Annotated in this window: 28 protein-coding genes; 9 read left to right on the top strand and 19 right to left on the bottom strand. The window is 71.0% G+C overall.

Annotated features, from left to right (window positions below):
• Positions 1 to 95 precede the first annotated feature (95 nt).
• The gene (locus tag ACYVIP_RS41650; protein WP_460406618.1) at positions 96 to 938 is read left to right on the top strand and encodes an IclR family transcriptional regulator; all 843 of its coding nucleotides are present in this window, start codon (positions 96 to 98) and stop codon (positions 936 to 938) included.
• Here the strand turns inward: ACYVIP_RS41650 and ACYVIP_RS41645 are convergent.
• The 6 genes from ACYVIP_RS41645 to ACYVIP_RS41620 are packed head-to-tail and all read right to left on the bottom strand — an operon-like array spanning position 910 to position 6,916.
• The gene (locus ACYVIP_RS41645; protein ID WP_460406617.1) at positions 910 to 1,902 is read right to left on the bottom strand and encodes an amidohydrolase family protein; all 993 of its coding nucleotides are present in this window, start codon (positions 1,900 to 1,902) and stop codon (positions 910 to 912) included. The two genes, ACYVIP_RS41650 and ACYVIP_RS41645, sit on opposite strands and share 29 nt — an antisense overlap.
• Positions 1,899 to 2,966 (bottom strand): AMP-binding protein, encoded by a 1,068-nt coding sequence (locus tag ACYVIP_RS41640; RefSeq protein ID WP_460406616.1) that lies wholly within the window; start codon positions 2,964 to 2,966, stop codon positions 1,899 to 1,901. The genes ACYVIP_RS41645 and ACYVIP_RS41640 overlap by 4 nt, the downstream gene beginning before the upstream one ends.
• Complete coding sequence (locus ACYVIP_RS41635; RefSeq protein WP_460406615.1) at positions 2,963 to 3,484, bottom strand: 3-hydroxyanthranilate 3,4-dioxygenase; 522 nt, start codon at positions 3,482 to 3,484, stop codon at positions 2,963 to 2,965. Before ACYVIP_RS41635 ends, ACYVIP_RS41640 begins: the two co-directional genes overlap by 4 nt.
• A 2-nt stretch (positions 3,485 to 3,486) precedes the next feature.
• Positions 3,487 to 5,055, bottom strand: coding sequence for an amidohydrolase (locus ACYVIP_RS41630; RefSeq protein ID WP_460406614.1), 1,569 nt, complete (start codon positions 5,053 to 5,055; stop codon positions 3,487 to 3,489).
• Entirely contained in the window at positions 5,052 to 5,462 is a 411-nt protein-coding gene (locus tag ACYVIP_RS41625; RefSeq protein ID WP_460406613.1) for a RidA family protein, read from the bottom strand. Before ACYVIP_RS41625 ends, ACYVIP_RS41630 begins: the two co-directional genes overlap by 4 nt.
• A 17-nt stretch (positions 5,463 to 5,479) precedes the next feature.
• Entirely contained in the window at positions 5,480 to 6,916 is a 1,437-nt protein-coding gene (locus ACYVIP_RS41620) for an aldehyde dehydrogenase (protein ID WP_460406612.1), read from the bottom strand.
• A gap of 221 nt (positions 6,917 to 7,137) precedes the next feature.
• Here ACYVIP_RS41620 and ACYVIP_RS41615 point away from each other — a divergent pair, with 221 nt between their 5' ends.
• Positions 7,138 to 7,884 (top strand): SDR family NAD(P)-dependent oxidoreductase, encoded by a 747-nt coding sequence (locus ACYVIP_RS41615; RefSeq protein ID WP_460406611.1) that lies wholly within the window; start codon positions 7,138 to 7,140, stop codon positions 7,882 to 7,884.
• Between the two features lie 35 nt (positions 7,885 to 7,919).
• Here ACYVIP_RS41615 and ACYVIP_RS41610 read toward each other — a convergent pair whose 3' ends face one another.
• Positions 7,920 to 8,114 (bottom strand): tautomerase family protein, encoded by a 195-nt coding sequence (locus ACYVIP_RS41610; RefSeq protein WP_460406610.1) that lies wholly within the window; start codon positions 8,112 to 8,114, stop codon positions 7,920 to 7,922.
• Positions 8,115 to 8,119: 5 nt separating this feature from the next.
• Positions 8,120 to 9,775 (bottom strand): MFS transporter, encoded by a 1,656-nt coding sequence (locus tag ACYVIP_RS41605; protein WP_460406609.1) that lies wholly within the window; start codon positions 9,773 to 9,775, stop codon positions 8,120 to 8,122.
• 153 nt (positions 9,776 to 9,928) lie between these two features.
• On the opposite strand from ACYVIP_RS41605, the gene ACYVIP_RS41600 reads away from it, so the two are divergent.
• Entirely contained in the window at positions 9,929 to 10,717 is a 789-nt protein-coding gene (locus ACYVIP_RS41600) for a 2-keto-4-pentenoate hydratase (protein ID WP_460406608.1), read from the top strand.
• Here the strand turns inward: ACYVIP_RS41600 and ACYVIP_RS41595 are convergent.
• The 5 genes from ACYVIP_RS41595 to ACYVIP_RS41575 form a co-directional block, all read right to left on the bottom strand.
• Positions 10,703 to 11,083, bottom strand: coding sequence for a MerR family transcriptional regulator (locus ACYVIP_RS41595; RefSeq protein WP_460406607.1), 381 nt, complete (start codon positions 11,081 to 11,083; stop codon positions 10,703 to 10,705). The two genes, ACYVIP_RS41600 and ACYVIP_RS41595, sit on opposite strands and share 15 nt — an antisense overlap.
• Before the next feature lie 22 nt (positions 11,084 to 11,105).
• Positions 11,106 to 12,311, bottom strand: coding sequence for an MFS transporter (locus ACYVIP_RS41590; RefSeq protein WP_460406606.1), 1,206 nt, complete (start codon positions 12,309 to 12,311; stop codon positions 11,106 to 11,108).
• 99 nt (positions 12,312 to 12,410) lie between these two features.
• Complete coding sequence (locus ACYVIP_RS41585) at positions 12,411 to 12,737, bottom strand: DUF1048 domain-containing protein (RefSeq protein ID WP_460406605.1); 327 nt, start codon at positions 12,735 to 12,737, stop codon at positions 12,411 to 12,413.
• A gap of 1 nt (position 12,738) precedes the next feature.
• Positions 12,739 to 13,095, bottom strand: coding sequence for a DUF1048 domain-containing protein (locus tag ACYVIP_RS41580; RefSeq protein ID WP_460406604.1), 357 nt, complete (start codon positions 13,093 to 13,095; stop codon positions 12,739 to 12,741).
• Positions 13,092 to 13,418 (bottom strand): PadR family transcriptional regulator, encoded by a 327-nt coding sequence (locus ACYVIP_RS41575; RefSeq protein WP_460406603.1) that lies wholly within the window; start codon positions 13,416 to 13,418, stop codon positions 13,092 to 13,094. The genes ACYVIP_RS41580 and ACYVIP_RS41575 overlap by 4 nt, the downstream gene beginning before the upstream one ends.
• Positions 13,419 to 13,556: 138 nt before the next feature.
• On the opposite strand from ACYVIP_RS41575, the gene ACYVIP_RS41570 reads away from it, so the two are divergent.
• The 3 genes from ACYVIP_RS41570 (at position 13,557) to ACYVIP_RS41560 (ending at position 17,794) form a co-directional block, all read left to right on the top strand.
• Entirely contained in the window at positions 13,557 to 14,591 is a 1,035-nt protein-coding gene (locus ACYVIP_RS41570; protein ID WP_460406602.1) for a magnesium and cobalt transport protein CorA, read from the top strand.
• A 219-nt stretch (positions 14,592 to 14,810) separates the two neighbouring features.
• Positions 14,811 to 16,925 (top strand): SulP family inorganic anion transporter, encoded by a 2,115-nt coding sequence (locus ACYVIP_RS41565; RefSeq protein ID WP_460406601.1) that lies wholly within the window; start codon positions 14,811 to 14,813, stop codon positions 16,923 to 16,925.
• A 119-nt stretch (positions 16,926 to 17,044) separates the two neighbouring features.
• The gene (locus ACYVIP_RS41560) at positions 17,045 to 17,794 is read left to right on the top strand and encodes a DUF2726 domain-containing protein (protein ID WP_460406600.1); all 750 of its coding nucleotides are present in this window, start codon (positions 17,045 to 17,047) and stop codon (positions 17,792 to 17,794) included.
• A gap of 149 nt (positions 17,795 to 17,943) precedes the next feature.
• Here ACYVIP_RS41560 and ACYVIP_RS41555 read toward each other — a convergent pair whose 3' ends face one another.
• A complete protein-coding gene (locus ACYVIP_RS41555; protein ID WP_460406599.1) occupies positions 17,944 to 18,261 on the bottom strand; it encodes an ArsR/SmtB family transcription factor in 318 nt (105 codons plus the stop codon).
• A gap of 102 nt (positions 18,262 to 18,363) precedes the next feature.
• On the opposite strand from ACYVIP_RS41555, the gene ACYVIP_RS41550 reads away from it, so the two are divergent.
• Positions 18,364 to 19,125 carry a hypothetical protein gene (locus ACYVIP_RS41550; RefSeq protein WP_460406598.1) on the top strand — a complete coding sequence of 254 codons (762 nt, stop codon included), beginning with the start codon at positions 18,364 to 18,366 and terminating at the stop codon, positions 19,123 to 19,125.
• Positions 19,126 to 19,167: 42 nt separating this feature from the next.
• Here the strand turns inward: ACYVIP_RS41550 and ACYVIP_RS41545 are convergent, their stop codons facing one another.
• From ACYVIP_RS41545 to ACYVIP_RS41530, 4 genes are all read right to left on the bottom strand, one after another.
• Positions 19,168 to 20,295, bottom strand: coding sequence for a family 2 encapsulin nanocompartment cargo protein terpene cyclase (locus ACYVIP_RS41545; protein ID WP_460406597.1), 1,128 nt, complete (start codon positions 20,293 to 20,295; stop codon positions 19,168 to 19,170).
• A gap of 19 nt (positions 20,296 to 20,314) precedes the next feature.
• The gene (locus tag ACYVIP_RS41540) at positions 20,315 to 21,175 is read right to left on the bottom strand and encodes a geranyl diphosphate 2-C-methyltransferase (protein WP_460406596.1); all 861 of its coding nucleotides are present in this window, start codon (positions 21,173 to 21,175) and stop codon (positions 20,315 to 20,317) included.
• Positions 21,176 to 21,409: 234 nt separating this feature from the next.
• Positions 21,410 to 21,964, bottom strand: coding sequence for a class IV adenylate cyclase (cyaB, locus tag ACYVIP_RS41535; protein ID WP_460406595.1), 555 nt, complete (start codon positions 21,962 to 21,964; stop codon positions 21,410 to 21,412).
• A gap of 24 nt (positions 21,965 to 21,988) precedes the next feature.
• Positions 21,989 to 22,453 carry an Lrp/AsnC family transcriptional regulator gene (locus tag ACYVIP_RS41530; RefSeq protein ID WP_460406594.1) on the bottom strand — a complete coding sequence of 155 codons (465 nt, stop codon included), beginning with the start codon at positions 22,451 to 22,453 and terminating at the stop codon, positions 21,989 to 21,991.
• Between the two features lie 93 nt (positions 22,454 to 22,546).
• On the opposite strand from ACYVIP_RS41530, the gene ACYVIP_RS41525 reads away from it, so the two are divergent.
• Entirely contained in the window at positions 22,547 to 23,389 is an 843-nt protein-coding gene (locus ACYVIP_RS41525; RefSeq protein WP_460406593.1) for an LLM class flavin-dependent oxidoreductase, read from the top strand.
• Positions 23,386 to 23,802, top strand: coding sequence for a nucleoside deaminase (locus ACYVIP_RS41520; protein ID WP_460406592.1), 417 nt, complete (start codon positions 23,386 to 23,388; stop codon positions 23,800 to 23,802). The genes ACYVIP_RS41525 and ACYVIP_RS41520 overlap by 4 nt, the downstream gene beginning before the upstream one ends.
• A gap of 10 nt (positions 23,803 to 23,812) precedes the next feature.
• Here ACYVIP_RS41520 and ACYVIP_RS41515 read toward each other — a convergent pair.
• A partial coding sequence (locus ACYVIP_RS41515) for an FtsX-like permease family protein (RefSeq protein ID WP_460406591.1) occupies positions 23,813 to 24,564 on the bottom strand: 752 nt, incomplete at its 5' end.

The raw sequence follows: 24,564 nt of genomic DNA, 5'->3' as shown, positions 1-24,564 counted from the left end.
ATGATCGGGTCGATCGCTCGTGACCTGCGACGATCGCGCTCGGCGGAGGTACGGTTGGCCGACAACCCGGCCGCCGCCCGGACGGAGGGACGGCCATGACCGAACCGGTGCCGATCATGAGCGCAGCAGAGCACGGCCGCGCCGGCCGGAGTGTGTCCAGCCGGGTGTTCGCGCTGCTCAACGCGTTCTCCCAGGAGCGGCCCGCGCTGCGGCTCAGCGAACTGGCCGCCGCGACCGGGCTGCCGGTGTCCACGGTGCACCGCATCGCGTCCGAGCTGGTCGAGCTGGCCGCGCTGAAGAAGGATCGCGACGGCGTCTACCGGATCGGCCTGCGGCTGTGGGAGCTCGGCTCGCTGTGCCCGCAGCCCCGCACGCTGCGGGACGTCTCGCTGCCGTTCATGCAGGACCTCTACGAGGCGACCGCGGAGAACGTGCACCTCGCGGTGCGGGACGGGGACGAGGTGCTCTACGTGGAACGGGTGTGGGGCCGCCGGTCGGTCGACGTCGTCACCCGGGTCGGCGGGCGGTCGCCGCTGCACGCCACCGGGGTCGGCAAGGTGCTGCTGGCGCACGCGTCGCGGGAGTTCCAGGAGTCGGTGCTGGCGGCCGGGCTGAAGCGGTACACCGCGCACACGATCGTGATGCCCGGCCTGCTGGCGCGGTCGCTGCGGAAGATCCGCGCGGCCGGCATCGCCCGCTGTGCCGAGGAGCTCTCGCTGGGCACCGCGTCCGTCGCCGCGCCGATCTTCGGACCGGACCGGCGGATCGTGGCCGCGCTGTCGGTCGTGTCGCACACCGTGACGCGCACCCGGTCGCTGACCGCGGTCGAACCGGCGCTGCGGCTCGCCGCGCTGTCGATCACCCGCGAACTGGCCAAGGGCTACGACGGGATCGGCCGACCTGGGGAGGTCACGCCGATCCGGCCAGCAGCGCGGTGATCGCGCCCGACTCGATCACCGCCTCGGCCACCCGCGACAGCCCCAGCGCCGCGACCGTGCCAAGTGGATCGGTGTCGGCCAGCTCGAACGGGTAGTCGGTGCCCAGGAGCACGTGGTCGGCGCCGAAGTCCTCGACGAGCCTGCCCAGCAGCGGGGTCGAGAAGGTGGCCGTGTCGTAGTACAGCCGGCGCAGGTAGTCACTCGGCGGGTACGGGGTGGTGCGCGCGACCGCCTTGCGGGACCAGCCGAGGTCGAGCCGGCCGAGCAGGGCCGGTAGACAGCCCCCGCCGTGGGCGAGGCAGATCCGGGGGTCGTGGCGTTCGAGCACGCCGCCGAGGACCAGCCTGGCGGTCGCGAGCGCGGTCTCCATCGGGAACCCGGCGAGCTGGGGCAGCCAGTAGTCGGCCAGCCGGGCGCCGCCGGGGACGCTGTTGGGGTGCAGGAAGACGAACGCGCGCCGGTCGGTGAGGTACTCCCACAACGGTTCGTGCACGGGGTCGTCGAGCTCGCGGCCAAGGCCCCGGGAGCCGATCGCGATCCCGGCGCACCCCAGGTCCTCCAGGCAGCGCGCGGCCTCTGCGGTGGCCGACGGGGTGCCGAGCGGGACCTGGCCGAGCGGGTCGAGCACCCCGCGACGACCGGCGACCAGCTCGGCCAGGGTGTCGTTGCCTCGGCGCACCACGTCCAGGACGGTCCGCTCGTCGGTGGCGTCGGCGCAGGTCACGAACGGCGGCAGGGACACGAGCTGGCGGGTGACGCCGGTGGCCGCCATGTCGGCCAGCCGCGCCGCCACGTCGTACTGGGCCGGGGGCAGCGGGATCGGCGCGCCGGCGGGCATCCCGGACACCATCGGGTCCAGCCGCACGGTGCCGTCGCCGTGCTCGGCGAGTCCCCGGCCGGACAACCACGACAGCAGCGGCATCGGCAGCGCGTGGGTGTGCACGTCCACCACCGGGCGGTTCATCGGACCCGGCCGAGATGGTACAGGTGGCCGTCGTCGAGGCGGCACACGTCGCCGGTGCGCAGCCAGCCGTCGCGGACCGGTGACCCGGGTGGGAAAGCGTAGGCCCGCGCGGTGTTCGGCCCGCGCACGCACAGCTCACCGGCCTGTCCCGGCGGCGCGTCGACGCGGACCTCGATGCCGGGAAAGGGCCGGCCAAGCGACGAGCGGTGGGGCCCCAGGTGGTCGGCCGGCGCGCTCCACGCGATCGTCTTGGGCACCTCGACCTGGCCGAACACCTGGCACAACACCTCACCGAACAGCGCGTGCGCGCGGTCGATCTCCTCGCCGGTGAGCGTGGTGCCGCTGTAGACCACCAGGCCGAGGTCCGACCAGTCGACGTCGGCGGCGCCGGGGTGGTCGAGCACGGCGCGCAGGCCCGGCGGCATCAGCAGCAGGACCGTGGGGCGGGTGGCGCGGGCTGCGGCGAGCAGACCGTCCACACCGGACTTCTCGGGGATGGTGAAAGTCCCGCCCGACAACAGGGTCGGCACCACCATGTTCCCGAAGCCGCCGGAGACGAGCTCCGGGCACAACACCCGGGGGCGCGCCGGCCAGGGCAGCGTGTCCCGGAGCATGGTCGCGACCGCGCCCAGCGCGCCGCTGGTCAGCTCGACGCCCTTGGCCGGCCCGGTGGTGCCGGAGGTGAACGCCAACCGCACCACCGTGTCCGCCGGCGCGACCGCGACGGGGTGGCCGCTGGGCACGGGGACGGCGAGGTCGGTGTCGGTCAGCACCTGTGCCGGACCGATCCGCGCCAGCCGCTCGGCCAGTTCGGCGTCGGTCAGCGTGCCCGGCGCGATCCCCGCCGACCGGTGGCCCGCGACGTAACAGGCCGCGGTCACCAGCCACTGCAACGGATCGTTTCGCCGGACCTGCACGACCGTGTCCTGGTCGAGCAGCTCGACCAGACCAGACACCAGCTCCTGAGCGTCCCGATAGGACAGTGCGGTTTCCCCGTGCCGGAAGGCGATCCGGTCGGGGTGGGCCCGCAACGCGCGCAGGACCAGCTCGCCGACCGGGGTCACCGGCGTTCGTCCGGCATGACCGTGCCGCACGCCGTGCAGGTGCGGGCGGCCACGTCGCCGTAGAAGCGCTCGTAGGCACCGGCGACCGGATCGGTGCGGTAGTCGGTGACGTGCACGGCCTCCTCGTGCAGGAACTCGTCACACCGCTGGCAGAACCAGCGGAACCGGTCCAGCTCGCCCGGCCGGCGCAGCCGCTCGATCACCAGCACGAACGCGTCCGGTGCGAACCGGGGCGAGTGCGCGATCCCGGTCGGGGTGAAGATCGTCCCGCCCTCGGGGATGACCGCGATGTCGGCGCCGCCCTCCGGCTTGCGGTAGTGGAGGTCCATCGTGCCGCGCACCATGAGCATCACCTCGTCGCTCGGGTTGAGGTGGAACTCGCTGCGGTACTCCCGGCCGCGGGCCAGGAAGGCGAGTGACTCGCTCTCCTGCCACAGCACCTGGACGCGCCGGCCGCTGTCGCGCAGCCGGTCGGCCGCCTCCCGCAGGGCGACGATGGGCATCTGGCTGGGGTGCATGGTTACCTCCTGTCGAGCTGACCGGTGTCGTGGACGATCCGCCCGCCGACCACGGTCATGAGCGTGCGGGTCGGGCGCGGGTCGCCGCCGGTGAACGGATCGGTGTCAAGGACGGCGAGGTCGGCGAGCATGCCCGGCTCGAGCCTGCCCTTGACCGCCTGCTCGCCGGTGTGCGCGGCGCCGGCCGTGGTGTACAGCGCCAGCGCCTCGGCCATCGTGATCGCCTGTGCGGCACCGACCTCCCGGCCGGTCGCGTCCCGCCGGGTGGTCATGGCGTGGATGTTCTGCCACGGGTCGAGGTCGTTGACCGGGTAGTCGGTGCCGGCGGCCACGGCGTCGAGGCCGAGCCCGTCGACCAGGTCGCGCAACGGCACGGCCCGCTCGGCGCGCGGGTCGCCGAGGTGTCCGGCGATCGCGTCCCGGTTGCGCCACAGGAACGGGAGCTGCGCGGCCACCCGCACGCCGAGGGTGCGGGCGCGGGCGATCTGGTCGCGCTGGATGAGGCTGGCGTGGATGAGCACGTCCGGCAGCGGCCGGGTGGGCCCGGTCGCCTCGTAGACGTCCAGCGCGAGGTCGATCGCGGCGTCGCCGACGACGTGCGTGCCGACCGCCCAGCCCGCGCGGTGGGCGGCGTCGACCAGCGCGGTCAGCCTGGCCCGGTCGGTGAACAGCTCACCGCGGTAGGCCTGGTCGGTCAGGTAGGGCTCTCGGGTGGCCGCGGTGCCGAGCGTCATGCCGCCGTCGACCTGGAGCTTGATGCCCCGGGTCAGGTACCGGTCGCCGACCGGTTCCGGTGGCCCGGGCGCGACCAGCGCCCGCCACCGGTCCACGGGCACGGCGGGGTTCAGCTCGCCGGTCGGGGTGACCATGGCGGCCACGCGGACCGTCGACCGGCCGGTCTCCGCGAGCGCGCGCACGACCTCGACGTCCCCGGGTGACAGCGCGCCCGCCACCACGGAGGTGATCCCGTGCCCGTTGAGCACGCGCATGGCCGCCACGAACTGCTCGGCGCGGCGCGCCGCCGTCCAGGCCGGCACCACCCGCGCGACCGGGTGCACGTCGCCTTCGACCAGGCGGCCGTCGTGCCCGGCCTGGTCGATGCCGGCCAGGCGCAGCGCGGCGGTGCTCGCCGAGGCGGCGTGGCCCTCCGGCAGGAAGACCGGCCGGCCGCCCGCGGCGCGATCCAGCTCGTGCCGGTCGGGCGCGCGGCCCTCGGCGAGCTGCAGCACCGGGTTCCACAGCTGACCGACCACCCATTCGTCCTGGCCGAGGGTGCCGGCCAGGGCGGCGACCCGGTCCAGCGCCTCGGCGAGTCCGCGGACACCCGCGAACGACACCGTGTGCCCGGCCAGCCCGGCGTGCTCGAAGTGGCAGTGCGAGTCGACCAGCCCCGGGATCACCGTGCGCCCGGCCAGCCCCACCACCGTCGTCCGCCCGTCCGCGAGCGCGGCGATGTCCTCGGTGGACCCTACGGCCGACACCCGGCCACTGGTGACCGCGAGGGCCTCGGCGACGGTGTGCCCGGCGTCCAGGGGATACACCCGCCCGCCGAGCAGGACGAGGTCGGTCATGGCCCGGCCACGGCCGCGACGCACTCGACCTCGACCTGCACCCCGGTCCGGTGCGGCGTGGCGATCACCGTCGTGCGCGCCGGGAAGTGCGGGGCGCCGGCGAAGAACTCCCGGTAGACCGCGTTGAACGTGGGGAAGTTCGCCACGTCCCGCACGAAGCACGTGCACTTGAGGATCGTCTCCCGGCGCCCGCCGGCCGCCTCGACGACGGCGACCAGGTTGGCCAGCGTCTGCCTGGTCTGCTCGGCGAAGTCGTCGGAGACGATCGTGCGGGTCTGCGGGTCCAGCGGTCCGGTGCCCGAGCAGTAGATGGTGTCGCCGTGCACGATCGCCTGGGACAGCGGCGCGGCGGTCCCGGTCGAGAAGCCGACGGTGGGTGCGTTACGAGTGCTGACGGCGCGAATCATCCTGGCTCCCTGCTGGTTCACGATGCGGCGATCTCCATCACGACCGCCTTCGGTTCGGTGAAGAACTCCCTGCTGTAGGCACCGCCCTCCCGGCCGACGCCGGAGTCCTTCGCGCCGCCGAATGGCGCCCGCAGGTCCCGCACGAAGAAGCAGTTCGCCCACACGGTGCCGACCCGCAGCGCACGCGCGACGCGGTGTGCGCGGGACAGGTCCTGGGTGAACAGCATGGCGTTCAGACCGTAGGGCGTGTCGTTGGCCGCGGCCACCGCGTCGGCCTCCCCGTCGAAGGGCAGCACCACAACCACCGGTCCGAAGATCTCCTCCTGGGTGACCCGGTCCCGCTGGCCCGCGCCGACCACCACGGTCGGGCGCACCGACCAGCCCGCGCCGACACCGCCGGTGTGCAGGCGGGCACCGTCGGCGGTGGCGATGTCGAGATAACCGGCGACCTTCGCGTAGTGCTCCTGTGAGGACAGTGGGCCGATCTCGGTGGCCGGGTCCTTCGGGTCGCCGAGCACCATCGCGTCGGCGGCGGCGGTGAACCTGGCGAGGAACTCCTCGTACACGGCGCGCTGCACGTAGAGCCTGCTGCCGGCCAGGCACACCTGGCCCGAGTTGCCGAACACCGCCTGGATGGCCCAGCGGACCGCGTGGTCCAGGTCGGCGTCGGCGAACACGATGTTGGCGCCCTTGCCGCCGAGCTCCAGGCTGACCGGCGTCAGGTTCGCCGCCGCGGCCCGCGAGATCAGTCGCCCGGTGGTGGACTCGCCGGTGAAGGTGATCCGGTCGACGAGGGGGGACTCGGTGAGCGCCTGGCCGACGGAGTCCGGGCCGTACCCGTGCACCACGTTCAGCACGCCGGGGGGCAGCCCGGCCGCCAGCGCCAGCCGCGCCAGGATCGTGGCCGATGCCGGGGACTGCTCAGCCGGCTTGAGCACGACGGTGTTCCCCCAGGCCAGGGCCGGTGCGACCTTCCAGCTCGCCATCATCAGCGGGAAGTTCCACGGCGCGATCGCCGCGACCACCCCCGCCGGGTCGTACTGGGTGTAGGCGTGATGCCCGCCGGGCATGGGGAACGTCTCGGCGGGCGTGATCCGCGAGTGGTCGGCGAAGAACCGGAAGTTGCGCGCCGCGCGGGGCACGTCGTGGCCCGCGGTCTGACTGATCGGCTTGCCCATGTCCGTGGTGTCCGCGAGCGCCAGCTCGTCGGCGTGCTCGACCAGCAGGTCGGCCAGGCGGTGCAGGATCTCGCCCCGCTCCACGAAGCTCATCCTCGGCCACGGCCCGTCGTCGAAGGCCCGCCGGGCCGCCTGGATCGCCCGCCGCGCGTCCTCGGCCGAGCCGAGCGCGACCGAGGCCCACGGCGCCCTGGTCCACGGGTCAATGGACTCGAACGTCGCCCCGTCCGCCGAGGCGACCTCCTCGCCCGCGATCACGTGCCAGCAGGATTCCACTGGTCGTCCTCCTCTTCCCTCGCTTGCCACCCACCCTGCGCCATGGCCCGGACCGTGCACAATGGACCGTTTCCGGTCACCGGGAACGCCGGCGAAGCGGCGGTGGGGCCGGTCGGCTCCCCGGACGCCAGTGTCGGTTCCCGGCCAGCGGAAACACCAGGTGGTCAGGCCCGGACGCGCGGCGGATGATCGCGACGACGCCGACCTTCATGGAGGAACACGTGACCGAACAGCTCAGGGGCAGGACCGCGATCGTCACCGGCGCGGCGTCGGGCATCGGGCAGGCGACCGCGGCCCTGTTCGTCGCGCGCGGCGCGACCGTGCTGGCCGTTGACCGGGACGAGTCGGGGTTGGCCGCGCTCGGCGAGGACTCGGCGGTCGCCACGCTGGCGATCGACCTCACCGTGCCGGGCGCCGCCGAGCGGGTGTTCGACCACTGCGCCGCGACCGTCGGCACACCGAACGTGCTCGCCAACATCGCCGGCAGGGCGGGCGACGCGGCCGCCGCCGACACCAGTGACGAACAGTTCGAGTTCTTCCTGCGCACCAACCTCGGCACGGCGTTCACCCTCAGCAGGCGCGCGGTGCGGGTGTTCGACGGCGGCGGGGCGATCGTCAACACGTCCTCGTCGTTCGCGCTGACCGGCGTGGCCGGGTCCGCGTCGTACTCCGCGGCCAAGGGCGCGGTCGCGAGCCTGACCCGCCAGCTGGCCGCCGACTACGGCAGGCGGGGCATCCGGGTGAACGCGGTCGCGCCCGGCCTGATCGAGACGCCGGCGACCAGGGCCAAGATCGCCGAGGGGGCGTTCGACGACCTGGTGACCCGCGCCCGTCCGCTGCCGAGGGTCGGCACGCCGGCGGACGTCGCGAAGGTCTTCGCGTTCCTCGCCTCCGACGACGCCGCCTTCGTCACCGGCGTGACGATCCCGGTGGACGGCGGGTGGACCAGCACCCACTTCCGGGACTGAACCGGCACCGCGCGGGGGCCGCGGCCCCGCGCGCGTCAGCGTGCCCGGCGCTCGGCGATGGTCTCGTCGCCGGCCGCCCAGCGGGTGGGCGGCAGCTCACGCACCAGCACCCGCACCGACTCCCCCGGCACCCCCAGGCTGTCCACCACCGCCTGGTGCACCGCGGTGATCAGCCCGCGCAGCTCGCTCTCGGAGCGGCCGGCCACCAGCGACACGTCGATGATCGGCATCGGGTTCACCCGGCCCGACGAGCGGACTCGTCCGCCGTGTCCCCCGCCAGCCGGACTTCGGCCAGGTCCACGCCACGGGTCTCCGGCAGGGTGAACAGCAGGACCACCAGGCCCAGCGCCATCGCGCCGACCGGGTACCACAGGGCCGAGGTGAAACTGCCGACCTCGGCGCCGATCGCCACCATGGTCGCGGGCAGCAGTCCGCCGAAGACCCCGACACCCAGCTGGTACGGGATGGACAGTGCGGTCGCCCTGATCCTGGTCGGGAACACCTCGGCCATCGTGGTCGCGGCCGGGCCCTGGGCCAGCTGCGCGAGCGCGACCAGCGCGAGGAGCAGCAGGGCGACCCCGAGCACCGGGCCGTCGAAGAAGTCGCCGATCCCGTCGATCCTGATCGTGGTCGTCGACCCGTCGACCGGGTAACCGACCGCCCTGATCGCCGCCACGATGTCACTCTCCAGGTCCGGCCCGCCGGCGATCTCGGTGCCGTCGACCACGACCGTCGTCTGGCCGGCCGCGTCCTGCCGGTCGAAGATGACCGAGTTGGCCTGCAACACGTTGCGCGCCCGGTCGCAGTCGGTGGTGAACTCGGCGGTGCCCGCCGGGTTGAACTGGAACGAGCAGTCGGCCGGGTCGCCCCTGACCACGACCGACACGTTCTCCTGCGCCGCCGCCAGGTCCGGGTTGGTGGTGGCGGTGATCGCGTTGGTGATCGGGAAGGCGAGCACCGCCGCCAGTGCCAGTCCGGCGAACAGCACCGGCCGCCGCCCGATCCGGTCGGACAGCCAGCAGACGAACACGCACAGGAAGAAGCCGATCAGCATGATCACCATGAAGATCGCGTTGACGGTGAACGAGTCGGCCTTCAGGTAGGTCTTCATCGTGGTGAGCATGTAGACGGTCGACAGGTAGCCGATGAACGACTGCGCGGCCGCCATCACGAACACGATCGCGATCATCCGCACCCTGGCCCGCGAGCCGAAAGCCTCCCGCAGCGGGGCCTTGGCCTGGGTGCCGTCCTGCTTCATCTTGAGGAACAGCGGGCTCTCGTTGAGCTTGCTCCGGATCCACACCGACAACGCGAGTGGCAGCACGGAGATGAGGAAGGGCACCCGCCAGCCCCACGACTCGTAGGCCGCCGTGCCCACAATGGACTCCACGGCCAGCTGCACGCCGAGTGACAAGCTGAACGCGAGCGCGGTCGTGCCGGTCAGCCAGCCGACGAAGAACGACCGCTGCCGGGGCGGGGCGTACTCCGCGACGTAGGTGACCGCGGCGCCGAACTCGCCGCTCACCGCGAGCCCCTGCAGGATCCGGAAGGTCACCAACAGGATCGGCGCGGTGATGCCGATCTCGTCGGCCGTCGGCAGGAGTCCTACCGCGACGGTCGACACCCCCATGAGCACCAACGTCATCATGAACACGACCTTGCGCCCGACCAGATCGGTGATCCGCGCGAACACCAGTGCCCCGATCGGCCGGACGATGAACCCGGCGGCGAAGGTCAGCAGTGCGAACACCGTCTGCGCGGCCGCGCCGTAGTCGCTGAAGAACTTGCTGCCGATCACCGGGATGAGCGCACCGTAGAGGAAGAAGTCGTACCACTCGAACGCCGTGCCGACAGCCGACGCACCGACGACCTTGAGTTCCTGTTTGTTCATCGACGGTCTCCTCGAGCCTGCCAGGTCGCCCGCGACATCGCGGACGGCGGATTGGGCGACCGTAGGTCCCGGTGTGGCGAGAACAACGTCGTCGTTTCCGGTGACCGGAAACGCCGGGTGGAACCGGCTGGCGAAACCGTCCACGGTGGACCCATGACCGAGAACACCTGGACCGTCGACCGGGCCGTGGCGGCGTTGCGCGCCGCGGCGACGGACCGCGTCGCCCGCCACCCGATCACCGACGACTGGCCGGATCTCGACCTCGGCACCGCCTACCGGGTGCAGACCGAGCTCGTCGCCGCGCGCGGCGAACGGACCGTTGGCGTCAAGCTCGGCCTCACCTCCCGGGCCAAGCAGCAGCGGATGGGCATCGACGCGCCGCTCACCGGCTGGCTCACCGACGGCATGGTGCTCGACGCCGGCGTGCCGGTCCCGGTCGGCGAGCTGATCCACCCTCGGGTCGAACCGGAGATCGTGTTCGTGCTCGGCGACCGGCTCGCCGGCCCCGGTGTCACCCCCACGTCGGCGATGGCGGCGGTCAGCGGCGTCGCGGCCGGGCTCGAGGTCATCGACAGCCGCTACCGTGACTTCCGCTTCACCCTGCCCGATGTGGTCGCCGACAACGCGTCGTCGGCCCGCTTCGTCGTCGGTGAGCAGCTTCGCGACCCCCGCGACCTCGACCTCGGCCTGGAGGCGTGCGTGCTCCGGGTCGGCGGCGAGGTGGTCGACACCGCGACGGGCGCGGCCGTGCAGGGCCATCCGGCCAACGCACTCGCCCTGGCGGCCAACGCACTCGCCGAACGCGGACGCGCGCTCGAACCCGGGTGGCTGGTGCTGACCGGAGGCCTCACCGACGCCGTCCCGCTCATCCCCGGCCGCCCGGTCGTCGCCGAGTTCACCAACCTCGGCACCGTCGCACTGTCCGCGTCAGGTGCCCGGTGACGCGGCCTGCCTCCGGTGACCGCGCAGTTGGTGAAGCCGCTCCGCCAGTGTCGACTCCACTTCGGACAGCGCGGCGAGCCGCCCGCGCACGGCCGCCAGCCTGCGTTCGTACAACGTGATCGCCGCCAGGCAGGTGGGCACCTCGGCCAGGTCCTCGTCGAGGCACGAATGCAGCCCGCGGATGTCCTCGGCGCGCAGGCCGGCGTCCAGCAGCGTCCTGATGTTCCGCACTCTGGCCACCGCGGCCTGGTCGTACTCGCGGTACCCGTTCGCACGCCTGCCCGCCTCGATGAGCCCGCGCTGCTCGTAGTACCGCAGGGCACGGGTCGAGACCCCGGCGGCCGCGGCCAGCTCACCGATACGCACGCCTGACTCCTTCCGCTCGTACTCACCAGTCTGCTGGCACCGGCCGGATCGGGTATCCGCGCACGGCGACGGCCATCACCACGATCGTCACGAACCCGGCCACGGCGCCCGCGAACAGCACACCCGAACCGCCGCCCACGGTCAGCGCACCGCCGCCGACGGCACCGGCCAGCGCGACCCCGGCGTAGAGGCCACTGGTGTTGAGCGCGATCGCCTCGGTGCCCGCCGCGCCAGCCAGCCGCATCGCTCTGGACGTCATCGGCGGGTTGTTGCCCCACGCGGAAACGCCCCACAGCACGAGGAAGACGCCGACGAGCCACACCGGTGCGTCCCCGCTGGTGAAGCGGCCGACGGCGGCGAGCCCCAGGGTGGCGACGAGCACGCCGGCGAAGCTGGCCAGGAGAGTCCGGTCGACGCCCCACCGGTCGGTGAGGCGACCGCCGAGGTAGGTGCCGACCGCGCCGGCGAGACCCATGATCACGATGAAGACCGGGACGTTGGCGGCGCCGGTCAGCTCATGGGTGATGGGGGCGACGTAGGTGTATGTCATGAGGCCGGCACAGGCGCCGAGGACGGTGCCGAGGACACCGAGCAGCACCGGCGGCCGCCTGAGCAGCCTCAGTCGGTCGCGCACGCGGACCCCGGGCGCCGCCGGGATGCCGGGCAGCGTGCTGGCCGTGACGAGGACCGCGACGGTGGTGAGGGCGCCGACCGTCACGAACGTCGCCTGCCAGTCGAGCGCCGAGCCGATCACGGAGCCGAGTGGCACGCCGACGACCAGCGAGACCGTGAGACCGGCGGCCACCGTGCCGATGGCGCGGCCCACCCGCTCCGGCGGCGCGAGCGCGCCCGCGACGGCGAAGGCCGCCGGGCTCACCGTGGCCGCGACCAGCGCGGCCAGCACCCGAAGCACCATCAGCAACGGGTAGCCGGTGACGAACGCCGTCAGGAAGTTGATCACCGCGAACACGGTGAGGCCGCCGACGATCAGCATCCGCCGCGGCAGCCGCGCGGTCGCCACGGCCATGATCGGCGCGGCGACCGCGTAGGTGAGCGAGAAGACGGTCACGAGTTGCCCGGCGGCAGCCTCGCTGACGGCCAGGTCGGCAGAGATCGCGGGCAGGATGCCGGCGATGATGAAGTCGTCGGTGCCGATGACGAACGTCGTCAGCAGCAGACCCGTCAGCCAGGTGGAGCCACGCGGCCGCGGCGCGTCGGCGGGATTCATGGTCGCGGAACCTTCCTCGTTGCCGCTCGATGGACCCGGCCACGCTAGAACCCTGACGTCTACGTCAAGGTCAACGTCAAGTGACCAACGCCAAGAACATCACTTCTCCGCCGGGTCGGGTTTCCCGCTGATGGACTCCTGAAGGATGTCCGCGTAGGTGCGCGAATCCTTGATCAGGTCGTCGCAGAAAGCGGCGACGTCGCTGCCGATGAGTTCCAGGACTCCTTTTCCGGACGCTGCGCCCTCCTCGAAGAAATCGACGATCCCGGAAAGGGGGACCCCGTCGAGCAGGTCGATCGGCCAAACCTTGAAGATATACCGCTGTATCTCTTGGTAGACGATCTGGTAGTCCGGCGGGAGGGCCTTGACCCGCGCCAGGTGTGCCCGCCACTGCTTCTTGCCATCGATGACGTCCCTGATGCCCATGTCAGCCTCCCAGCCGGTTCAGTTTCCGCGCGACGTTCCGGTTCAGCTGCGCACGCCACCGGTCGCGGTAGCTCCGACCGCCTTCGTTGCCGACCAGTCCCGCGCAGAAGCCCGCGATGTCCTCGCCAAGCACCTCGTGCACGCGCTGCCCGTCGGCCGCGGTCTCCTCCAGCAGTCCCAGCACACCGTCGAGAATCGGCATCAGGCCGCGGCCCGTGAAGTCCGTGTGCGCAAGCAGCTGCCCCTTGATCTCCACCCACGCCGCCTGAAAATCGGCCGGCAACGCCGCGGCGCGGACTTCGAACGCCTGCCATTGCCTGGTGAGATCGCTGCCGGTAATGGTTTCCCGGAAGTTCATCTCCCGCCCTCCTTGAGCTTGTCGATTCGCGCTGTGATGTAGTCCCATTTCGCCCAGAAGGTCGCGAGTTCGGCACGCCCCGCGTCGTTGAGCGCATAGAACTTGCGCGGCGGTCCCAGTCCGGATGGTCGTTTCGTCACCCGGACGAGCCCGTTCCGTTCCAGGCGCAGCAGGATGGTGTACACCGTCCCCTCGACGACCTCGGCGAAGCCGAGCTCGTTCAGCCGGCGTGTGATGGCGTACCCGTAGGTCTCCTCGCCGCCGATGATCTCCAGCACGCAGCCCTCGAGCGTGCCCTTCAGCATCTCTGTCAGGTCGTCCATCGCGCACCCTCTCAGTACTCGGTGGTACCGAGTACTACTACACGGTACCACCGAGTAGCGGGAGCCGGACCAGAGCACTAACGAAATCTTGACGCCCGCACAGGTCGGCTGAGGCGATCTCGACAATAAGGTGCCCGTATGACCCGGAGTCCACCCGTCGAGCGCGTGGGAGACACCGCACAGCTCGTCGACTGCGCGGTGTACGTGGACGGGAAACGCCTTCCCGGGGACTGGACTCCGGCGACCGCCATGGCCGAGGTGCGGGCGCGCCGGGACGGCTTCGTCTGGTGTGGACTGTACGAACCGGACGACGAGCAGTTACACCAGGCCACCGAGGTGTTCGGGTTACCTGGCAACGGGGCCGCGCACGTGGTGCGCACCCATCACCGGCCCAAGCTCACCCGGTACGACAACCTGCTCTGCCTGATCATGAAGACCGTCCGGTATCTGGAACACGACTCGCCGACGACGGCGAACGAGATCGTCGACACCGGGGAGATCGTCGCCTTCCTCGGCGCCGACTTCGTGCTGACCGTGCGGCACGCGGAGCACTCCGGCCTGCGCGACCTGCGCGCCGAACTGGAGGCGGCGCCGGAACGGCTGCTGCTTGGCCCGGCGGTCGTACTGCACGGGATCGCCGATCGCGTCGTCGATCACTACCTCATGGTGAGCGAGGAGTTCGAGAACGACATCGACGCCATCGAGTCCGGGGTCTTCGAACCACGCAGCCGGATCGGCGCCGAACAGCTGTACCTGCTGAAGCGGGAGATCGTCGAGCTGAACCGCGCGATCGTGCCACTCGCGGCCCCATTGCGGCGCCTCGTGTCGAGCGAGGACGTCCTCGTACCCTCGGCGGTCCGGTCCTATTTCCGTGATGTCGAGGACCACCTGACCACGGTCGCCGAACGGGTCGCGAACAACGACGAGTTGCTCACCTCTCTGGTCACCGCCACGCTCGCCAAGCTTTCCCTGCAACAGAACGCCGACATGCGCAAGATCACCGCCTGGGCCGCGATCATCGCCGTGCCCACCATGATCGTCGGCGTCTACGGGATGAACTTCGACGTGATGCCGGAGCTGCACTGGCGCTTCGGCTACCCGCTCGTGGTCGCCGTCATGGTCGGGAGTTGCGCGGTGCTGTACGTCATCTTCCGCCGCAACCGCTGGTTGTGAATCGTCACGCTCGGTGCGTAGGGGTGGGTGAAAACAGCCACCTAATAAGTGACGGTAAGCCGGGTAACGGCACTCGGAATAGCGATCGTGCGTCACCGCGAACCCCAATCGTGGGAAATCTATGTCCACAGCGGATATTTCCGGCGTCTTCCTGTTGCATGGAGGCATCAACCACCCTGGGAAGGGAGCGCCATGGCATGGTGGAGCGGCCTCCGCGGAATGACCCTGCGTCATGACGTGTCCGCGTCGCTCGTGGTGTTCCTGGTCGCCGTGCCACTCTCGCTCGGCATCGCCCTCGCGTCCGGCGCGCCGATCGTCGCGGGGCTGATCGCCGCCGTCGTCGGCGGTGTCGTCGCCGGGGCCTTCGGCGGCGCGCCACTGCAGGTAAGCGGTCCCGCCGCCGGGCTGACCCTGGTGCTTGCCGAGACCATCCACCAGTTCGGCTGGGCGGTCACCTGCGCCATCACCGTCGCCGCCGGGCTGCTCCAGATCCTGTTCGGACTGAGCGGGATCGCCCGCGCCGCGCTGGCCATCGCGCCGGCCATCGTGCACGGCATGCTCGCCGGCATCGGCGTGACGATCGTGTTCGGCCAACTGCACGTCGTGCTCGGCGGCGAGGCGAACAGCTCGGCGATCGAGAACATCGTGGGACTACCAGCACAGGTCGCCGCGCACCACGACGCGGCGACACTGCTGGGAGTGCTGACGATCGGCGTCCTCCTCGCGTGGGGCCGGCTGCCCACCGCAGTGCGCATGGTGCCCGGTCCGCTCGCCGCGATCACCTCGGTGACCGTCCTGGCCGCGGTGCTCGGCCTCTCGGTGGACCGGGTGAACCTGCCGGCGGACATCCTCGCCGTCGACCTCGTGCCCCGGCTTCCCGGCGGCGGCTGGTTCGACCTTGGGGTCACGGTGCTCACGGTCGCGCTGATCGCGAGCGTCGAGACCCTGCTGTCCGCGGTCGCGGTCGACCGGCTGCACGACGGACCGAGGGCGAACCTCAACCGGGAACTGGTCGGGCAGGGCATGGCGAACATGACCTCGGGCGCGCTGGGCGGTCTGCCGGTGACCGGCGTGATCGTGCGCAGCTCGGCCAATGTCGCGGCGGGGGCGCGCACCAGGGCCTCGGCGATCCTGCACGGGGTGTGGATCCTGCTGTTCACCGTGGCACTGGCCGGAATCGCCGGCGCCATCCCGCTCGCCGCGCTCGCCGGCCTACTCGTCTACGTCGGCGCGAAGCTGGTGAACCTCAAACAGGTCAAGGAGATCCGCAAGCACGGCGACCTGTGGCTGCTGCTCGTCACGCTCGCCGGCGTGGTCACCGTCGACCTGCTCGTCGGCGTGCTGGTCGGCGTCGCGTGCTCCCTGGCGCTGATCCTGCGGCGCACGATGTGGTCGGGCATCCACGCCGAGGGCGACGGCGACCGGCGGCGGGTGGTGATCGAGGGCGCGCTGACGTTGCTGTCGGTCCCCCGACTGTCCACTGTGCTCAACTCGCTGCCGGCGGGCAGCACGGTGACCGTGGAGCTCGTGGTCGACTACCTCGACCACGCCGCCTTCGACTGCCTGTCGACCTGGCAGTACGCCCACGAGCGCGCGGGTGGCCGGGTGCACGTCGACGAGATCGGCCACCCGTGGTTCGCCAGGGGCAAGACCGACACGCCGACCATCCGCCGGGGCAACGCGAAGCTGCCGCGCCGGCTCGCGCCGTGGTCGGAGTGGATGGCCACCAACGGCGGCGTCGAGGTCCCCGATCAGCGCTCCACCCCACCGGCGTGGGCCACCGCGAACCGGCCACGCGCCCTGTTCCTCACCTGTGGCGACGCCCAGGCCGTGCCGGAGCTGATCATCACGAGCGTGCCCGGCGAGTTGTTCGTCGTGCGCAACGTCGGCAACCTCGTGCCAACCGAGCACGACACGTCCGTCGGCGCGTCGGTCGAGTACGCGGTGACCGTGCTGGGAGTTCGGGAGATCGTGGTGTGCGGGCACTCCTCGTGCGGGGCGATGCGCACCCTGCAGGGCGAGGCGCCGACCGCCCTGCCGTCGCTGTCGCACTGGCTGCGTCACGGCGAGCCGAGCACGGCCAGGCAACGCGACCGGCCACCGGTGACGCTCAACGGGGCGGTACCCGACGCGCCGGAAGACCGACTCGCCCTGCACAACGTGCTCCAGCAACTCGACCACCTCCGCCGGCAACCCGCGGTCGCGCAGGCCAAGGCCAGAGCCGCCCTGCGCCTGACCGGAATGTACGTCGACGTCGACACCTCGCGGGTATATCTGTTCAACACCGACACCGGCACGTTCGACCACACGGAATTCTCCGACCTCACCGCGTGACGGCGGCCGCGTTGTCCGGACCAGGCGGCGAGGAAACCAACGGCGATGGCAGGATATTCCAGAACTCGGCCGAGACTGGGATCGTTGGGGGCAGAATGATCGATCCGCGCAGTGAGGCAGTGCTGATCCGCAATCGCGAAACCGGTGCCTTCGAGGATCAGACCCACCGGATCGCGCGTTACGAACTCCAGTCCGCCGGTCAACGGATCGCCATCTTCTTCGCCAACCAGCACAAGGGTTTCCCCTACGGGCGGGACCGGGTGCGGATCCTGCGCAGTTCCGCGCGACACGTCGTGGCGGGCGCCGACCGGGTCGAGGTCAACGGCGCCATCTGGAACTCCGCGACCGAGACCACCACGTTCGTCGGCGCCGACGGCGCGTGGTCCCGCGTCGTCGTCCGCGACAAGCTCGACGAGCTCGGGTTCGGGCATGTGCTCGGCAATCTCGGCCGCAAACAGCGCCGGGCCGAGTTCTTCGCCGGCCAGGAAAACCGCGGCGCGGCGGTGGCGCGGTTCGTGGCCAGCGCCCCACCACCGCCGGACCCGAACCAGCTGGCGCAGCTGGACCGACGCCTGCGTGGGCTGCAGGAGGACGAGCGCGTCCGCGCCGACCGGCGCCAGGCACTGGACGCGTCCCTCGACTTCGTCGTGTACAACCAGGTCACCAACCGGCCGCTGCTGGCCATCGAGGTCGACGGGTTCGCCTTCCACGAGAACAAGCCGGCCCAGCTGAAGCGGGACGAGCTCAAGAACGACATCCTGCGGCGGTACGACATGCCGCTGCTGCGCCTGCCGACCACGGGCAGTGGCGAGGATCAACGTATTCGAAACGCGCTGACCGCCGCCGAATCCCATTGGACTCGCCAGTGATAGGTCAACGCTACTGACCCCGCCTGCGGAACGCGGCTAGCCTGACCGCAGGAGAAAGAACGCGGACGTCATCGGTGGTCGCGGCGATTGGATGGTCACGGCCACGTGCGTCGCTTCGCTGGCCCACCGTGTTGCGGCCGGGCGGCTCGTCAGTCGGCCGAGTTGAGCACTGTGGACACCAGGCCGGGGAACCTGGTGTCCAGCTCGTCCAGGCGCAGGGTGTTCATCCGCTGCCGGCCGTCGTCGTACTGGCGCAGGATGCCGGCCTTGCGCAGGGCGCGGAAGTGGTGGCTCAGCGTCGACGCGGCCACCGGTAGGCCGAAGGTGCCGCACGCTCGGTCGCCGTCGGCCAGCAGCATTCGCACGATCGTGCGGCGGGTCGGGTCGGCGAGCGCGCGCAGGATGTCGTCGAGCTCGACGGCGTCGAGGTCGGGGTGGGAGATGGCCGCCCATCGGCCCAATGGCATTCCTGACAGCCCTCTCAGTTCTCTTCGACAGCTCACGAAGACTCTACCTCTGATCGGGACTATTCGACATGTATCGAAAACAGCTCCGACGGAGGTAGCAGCATGCGAACCCGCTACGTGCTCGGCCTGACCGCGGCCGCTCTGGCCATGACCGTGACCCCCGCCGCCGCGACGACCGGCGAGCCACCGCACCCCACACCGTTCGGCCCCCAACGTCCCTACGAGCCGGACGTGCCGGGCCCGACGAACATCGAGGGCGGCGAGGTCCTGGTCAGCCGGGACGCCGACGGCGAGCGACGCGGCGTCGAGATCACCTTCGACACGCGACGGCACACCGAGTCCGGCGAGAAACCCGCCGCACCACGGGAGTTCGTGTTCCTGTTCGACGACTCGATCCGGTTCGACGTGCGGTCGTTCCCGACCTGCGGCCGGGACGTGCTCGCCGACCAGGGCGCCGACGCCTGCCCGCCGGGCTCACTCGTCGGCCGCGGCCGCGCGGAGTTCCACGGCGGCGGCGAGGCCGAAGTCCTCGTCCACAACACGACGTTCGCCAACGGCCTGCGCGGCGTGCTGATCACCATCCCGGCCACCGGCACGATCCTGGACAACACGCTCAAGCAGGTGTCCGGCCCCTACCGCGATGACTACCGGTGGGGCCTGCACGAGATCATCCAGCCCGACGGCGTTCCGCCACAGGACCGGGGCGCCACCTCCGCGTTCAAGGTCACCTTCGGCGGGACCTGGCAGGGCCGCAGCTTCGTCGAGAGTGCCGCCGCCCCTGGCCGGCCACTGAACATCGGCGTCTGGAGCCACTACGTGACCGGCCAGGTCACGTTGACCGAGACCACGGCCACCCGCCCCTGACCCGGCCCGGCGCGGGATGTCCGGCGGACATCCCGCGCCGGTCTAGTCGCGGTACCTCGGACTGGTCGAGTGCCATTCGAAGCCGCCGCCCATCCAGGACCGCAGGCCGTGGAGGAAACGCTGCAGTTCCGGGGACGGCACCACGCGCAGCTCGTCGTGCGCCGCCTGGAAGTCGCGCACGATCTCGTTGTGCAGGGCGACGGTGATCTCGGTGGCCTCCGCGATCGAACAGTCCCGGTCGCCGGCGATCAGCACCACCATGTTGCACGGCGGGTTCTCGTCGGCCAGGTCCTTGGTCACCGAGTGCAGGTCGTTGACCAGGACCGCCGCCGTGCCCGCCTGGATGGCGGCGTGCCGGAACCGTTGCTCGTAGTACAGGTTGGCCGGCAGCTCGTAGCCGCCGAGCACGTCGATGACGGTCATCGACGTGTAGAAGCTGTCGTGCTGGCGGGCCGCGAGGTACTCCCAGGCGGGTGGATACCTGCCGGCGTGCTGCCAGGCCGCGTACGCGTTCCAGCTCACGAACATGGTGAACGTGGAGTAGCAGACGCGCTGGTGCTGGGCCGGAGTGCCGCTGTCCCGCAGGTGATCCGCAGCCGAGCGCAGCGCGACCAGCACCCGGTCGCCGTCGATGGTCCGCTCGAGGTCGGGGCTGAACTCGCCGGCGGCCGGCAGCGGGTCCATGGCGGCCATCGCGAGCGCGAGCCGGGGTGGCAGGTCCTGCGGCACGGCCCCGAGCGCGGTGTCGTCCGCGTAGAGGTCGTCGGCGGCCCACCACGCCGCGTTCAGCCGCGCCGAGATCAGCAGCCGGTCCGGGTCGGCGCAGTCGGGGTGGGCGAGCATGACCAGCCTGCCGAACCCGGTCTGGCCAAGCTGGGCGCACTCCTGCTCGTTGAAGCCGCACTCGGCCGCCCAGAGCGCGAGCCGCCGGTCGACCTCCGCACCGAGCGCGTCGTCGATCCGTTCGGTGACCGGGCAGTAGAGCGGCGGCGCCGAGCCGTCGCCCCACGGCCGGTAGGCGTAGGCGGGATCACCATCGACGGACGGCTCGACTGGCGGAACATCCGGTTCCTGCCCGGCGGTGAGCCGGGCGACGAAGCGCGCGGCCGAGGTGCCGAGGCCGGTGGGGCCGGCCAGGAGACCGGCCAGCCCGTGGCGGGATTCGGTCATCATTCACCTCCGGGATCGGTCAGCAACGGTCGGCGGCGATCAGCAGGTAGTGGAAGCTGCCCTCGCGGTAGGCGGTGAGGAACGGGTCCTCGATGCCGGTGGCCACAGTGGACCGCGCGCGCAGCTCCCAGTACGGGATGGTCTGGGCGGTCAGGTCGATCACCGAGATGGGCACGAGGTTGTTCTCGGTCATCGCGCGGAAGTAGGCGCTGCGCGGGTGGACGCTGCAGGTGTAGTGCTGGTCGATCTGGGCGACCGCCTTGGACCGGCCACCGGTGACGTCGTTGTAGCAACCGGTGATGGTGACGTACCGCCCGCCGGGGGCCAGCTGGCGCGAGTGTTCGGCGAACAGGTCGTACAGATCCACGTACATCGTGCTCTCGTTGTTCCAGATTCCCCGGTAGGCCGCGGTGTCGAACCCGGTGTCGAGCATGTTGCGGAAGTGGTAGCGGACCTTGTCGGTCACACCCCGCCGCGCGGCCTGCTCGTTGGCGAACGCGACCTGCTTCTCCGAGATCGACACCCCGTCCACGTGGCAGCCGAAGCGCGCGTTGGCCATGATGCTGCTGCCACCGCGCCCGCAGCCGGCGTCGAGCAGCCGGTCGTCGGGACCGACCTCGCCGAGGGCGTCGAGCAGCACCTCGGCCTGCGCGGTCTCCAACCGGTGCAGCTCGGCGATGATCCGCTCGTCGCGGGTCTCCTCCGGACCGTCCAGCACGGACAGGTCGACCTCACCGATGCCGTAGTGGTGGTGGTAGAGGCCGTCGACGTCCCCGAGTCGGAGGTTGACCGGATCCTTCTCCTTGTTCCAGTACTCCGCGACGGATTTCTGGTATTCGTTGCGCAGTACCTCGCCAGGAGCCGGACGCGTGACAACCATGGGAATCCTCTCTAGAACTGATGCCGACAGACCCACCATTCATGGGAATTTATTTTCTTTCCCCGGTGGTCAACAGTGACCAACATACCAAGCAATCGGCGGCGAACAATAACTCTTTCGGGTGCACCGTGTGCCGCGGTTTTATTCACTACTTCTAGTGCATACAGGTCGCCGCGGGTGGTGTGCCGATAGGCCGAACGTGGGACACCGTCATCCGGATCGACCAATGAGGACTCAGTGTTTCCGGCCGAGCAGCATGTGTGGGTAGCCTCGGTCGACCGGAGCACCGAGCTCCACGCCGAACGAGGCGATGCGGCGATCGAGCCGCCCGACGGCGTCCTCGACACCGTCGGCGTCCCCGGTGTACTCGAACTCCACGAAGTCACCCGCACCGACGACCTGGTCGAAGGCGACCTCGACATCGGCCAGCCGGTAGGCCTCGCGGGTCTTCTCGACGGTCACCAGCGGCCGGAAGTCGAGCGCCTCGAGCAGCTTGCGCACGGCCGTCACGTCGTCGACGGCGGTCTCGAACTCGTCGGCGTGCGTCGGGGCCACCGCGCCGACCGGGTGGAACCGCTTGAAGTTGACCGAGCCGCCGCCATCCTCGACCCGAATGCGCAGCCATTCGGATATCACGGCCGAGCCGAGGAAATCGCGGTGCGGCGCGTTGTAATAGGCGTCCGTCTGACGAACCGGTGACTCGGGCCGGGCGCCGAGTGCCCGCAGCCTGGCTTTCAACGGCACCGGATCGGACAATACGAATTTCCGCTCAATCTCGACATATCGCACGACGGCGTTTTACCACAGCCGGGGTCAGACCGGTTCTTCTCGTGGCGGCCGGCCGATGCCGCGGAACGGGAGCGTCTGGCTGTAGACGATGTTGGTCGTGGTGGTGCCCAGCGTGGTCAGCTCGTTGGCGAGCTCCTCCAGATGCCGCATGGAGGTGGCGGCCACCTTGAGCGTGTAGCAGTCCTCGCCGGTGGTGCGCAGGCACTCCAGGAACTCGGGGCGTTCGGCCAGCAGCGTGTGCAGTGGCTGGTGCTGGTTGCCCGGGTACTTCAGGCGCACGAGCGCGAGCACGCCGAACCCCAGCCGGTCGAGGTCGACGGTGGCGCGGTAGCCGGTGATGATCCCCAGGCTCTCCATCCGCCTGACCCGTTCGGTCGCGGCCGAGGCGCTCAGGTTGACCCGCCGGCCCAGCTCGGTGAGCGCCACCCGGCCGTCGGTCTGCAGCTCGGCGAGGATCTCCCAGTCGGTCGCGTCCAGACTCTCGGTCATGTTGTCATTCTACCGGGGGATCCACGGCGGAAACCGCCAGATGCCGTGGACTGTCTCTTCAGTCGCGGCGCTCGCCGACATAGTCTTGGGCACGTGAAGATCGGCGTGAACGTCCCCAACTTCGGCCCCGGCACCCGGCCCGCCGTGCTGCGCGACTGGGCGCGGACGGTGGAGGGCCTCGGCTTCGACCTGCTCATGATGTCCGACCACGTGGCGATCACCCCGGATGTGGCCGCGCAGTACCCCGCACCCTTCTACGACCCGTTCACCACGCTGTCCTGGCTCGCCGGGGTCACCGAGCGGATCATGCTCGGCACGACCGTGCTCATCGCGCCCTACCGGCACCCGTTGCTGGTCGCCAGGATGGCCGCGAACCTGAACGACCTCAGCGGCGGCCGGCTCGTGCTCGGCACGGGCATCGGCTGGGCCCGCCAGGAGTTCGCGGCGCTCGGGGTCCCGTTCCACCGCCGGGGCGCGCTGACCGACGAGCTGATCACGACCGTCCGCGAGGCCTGGCGGGACGACGGCTACCGCGCCGGGGACATCCCGATCTGGATCGGCGGGCACAGCGACGGCGCGTTGCGCCGCGTGGTCCGGCTCGGCGACGCCTGGCACCCGCTGCGCCAGACTCCCGACGACTGGCGGGAGTCCCTGGCCCGGCTGCGGAAGATCGCCGCCGGCGAGGACCGCCCGGTGCCCGCGCTGGCGCCCCGCATCCTGTTGCGGCTGACCGACGAGCCGGTGGACAACCGGCGGCTCGGCGAGGGCACGCTCGACCAGGTGGCCGGCGACCTCGACCAGCTGCGGGCCGACGGCGCCACGGCGGTCGTGCTCGACCCGTACGCGGGCGATCCTGAGGAGACCGCACATCCGCAGGTGGCCTGGCGCATGCTGGCCGCCGTGCGGGAAATGGTACGAGAGAAGGAGATCCTGTGAACCCGGAACACCTGCGGCGGGCGATCGCGCTGGCCGCCGAGGCCCGTGCGGCCGGCAACCCGCCGTTCGGGTCGCTGCTCGCTGGTCCGGACGGCGCGGTGCTGGTGGAGGAACGCAACACCACCCTCACCGACGAGGACATCACCGCGCACCCCGAGCTGAAGCTGGCCCGCTGGGCGGCGCGGGAGCTTGACCGGGAGACCGCGGCGAACACCACCATGTACACCAGCTGCCAGCCGTGCGGCATGTGCGCGGGCGCGCTGGCCAGGTCCGAGCTCGGGCAGGTGGTCTTCGCCCTGTCCGGTGCGCAGCTCGACGGGCTGCGCACCGGAGGTGACTTCCCCGAGGTGCCGACCGACGGCCCGCACCTGTACGAGGAGGCGACGGTCCCCTTCGACGGCTACTACCGCTGACGAGGCCCGGTCAGGCCGTGCGGATGGTGCGGGTGCCGACCACGGCGGTGACGCCGAGCGCGATCGCGGCGCCCACCACGATCGCGAGCAGGTAGGGCACCGGCGCCAACGCCGCCAGCGGATCACCGAGCTTCACCACGGCGAACGGGATGACGCAGACGGCCGCGCCGAGCCCGCCCGCCACGACGCTGGTCACCGTCGCGGCCAGGACCTCGCCGACGAGCATCCGGCGGGTCTGCGCGCCCGTCGAGCCGACGAGCGACAGCACCGCGAACTCGGTGCGGCGCTGGCGGATCGAGGCGACCAGGTTGTTGGTGAGCGCGATCCCCATGAAGACCGCGATGAGCACCACCACGAGGTAGTTGATCGACGCGAGCACCTGGTCGGTGCTGCCGCCGCCCGCCGAGTAGTCGTTCTCGATGCCCTGCATGGACAGCGTGCCCGCGGCGACGCCGACGAACAGCGTGAGGAACGTGACGACCGGGCGCACCCGCTCGGGCGCCGCGATCATGTTGATCGTGGCGAGGTGACCGGCGGGGCCGCCGGTCGTCCTGGTGACGACCCGCACGACCCTGGTCGTGAGCGCGAGCAGTTCCGGCGCCAGCACCGCGAGCCCGACCGCGACCAGGACGCACGCCGGACCGGTCATGGCGGTGGTGGCGACGTTGCCGGCGTCGAGGCCGGCGACCGCGGGCGCCGACCCGAGTCCGGCGAGCAGCGTGCCGGCGGCCGCGATCCGCCGTCCCCGACCGCGGCTCTGGC

This window comes from Actinophytocola sediminis, from assembly GCF_054779715.1.
This window is presented reverse-complemented; position numbering and strand designations above follow the sequence as displayed.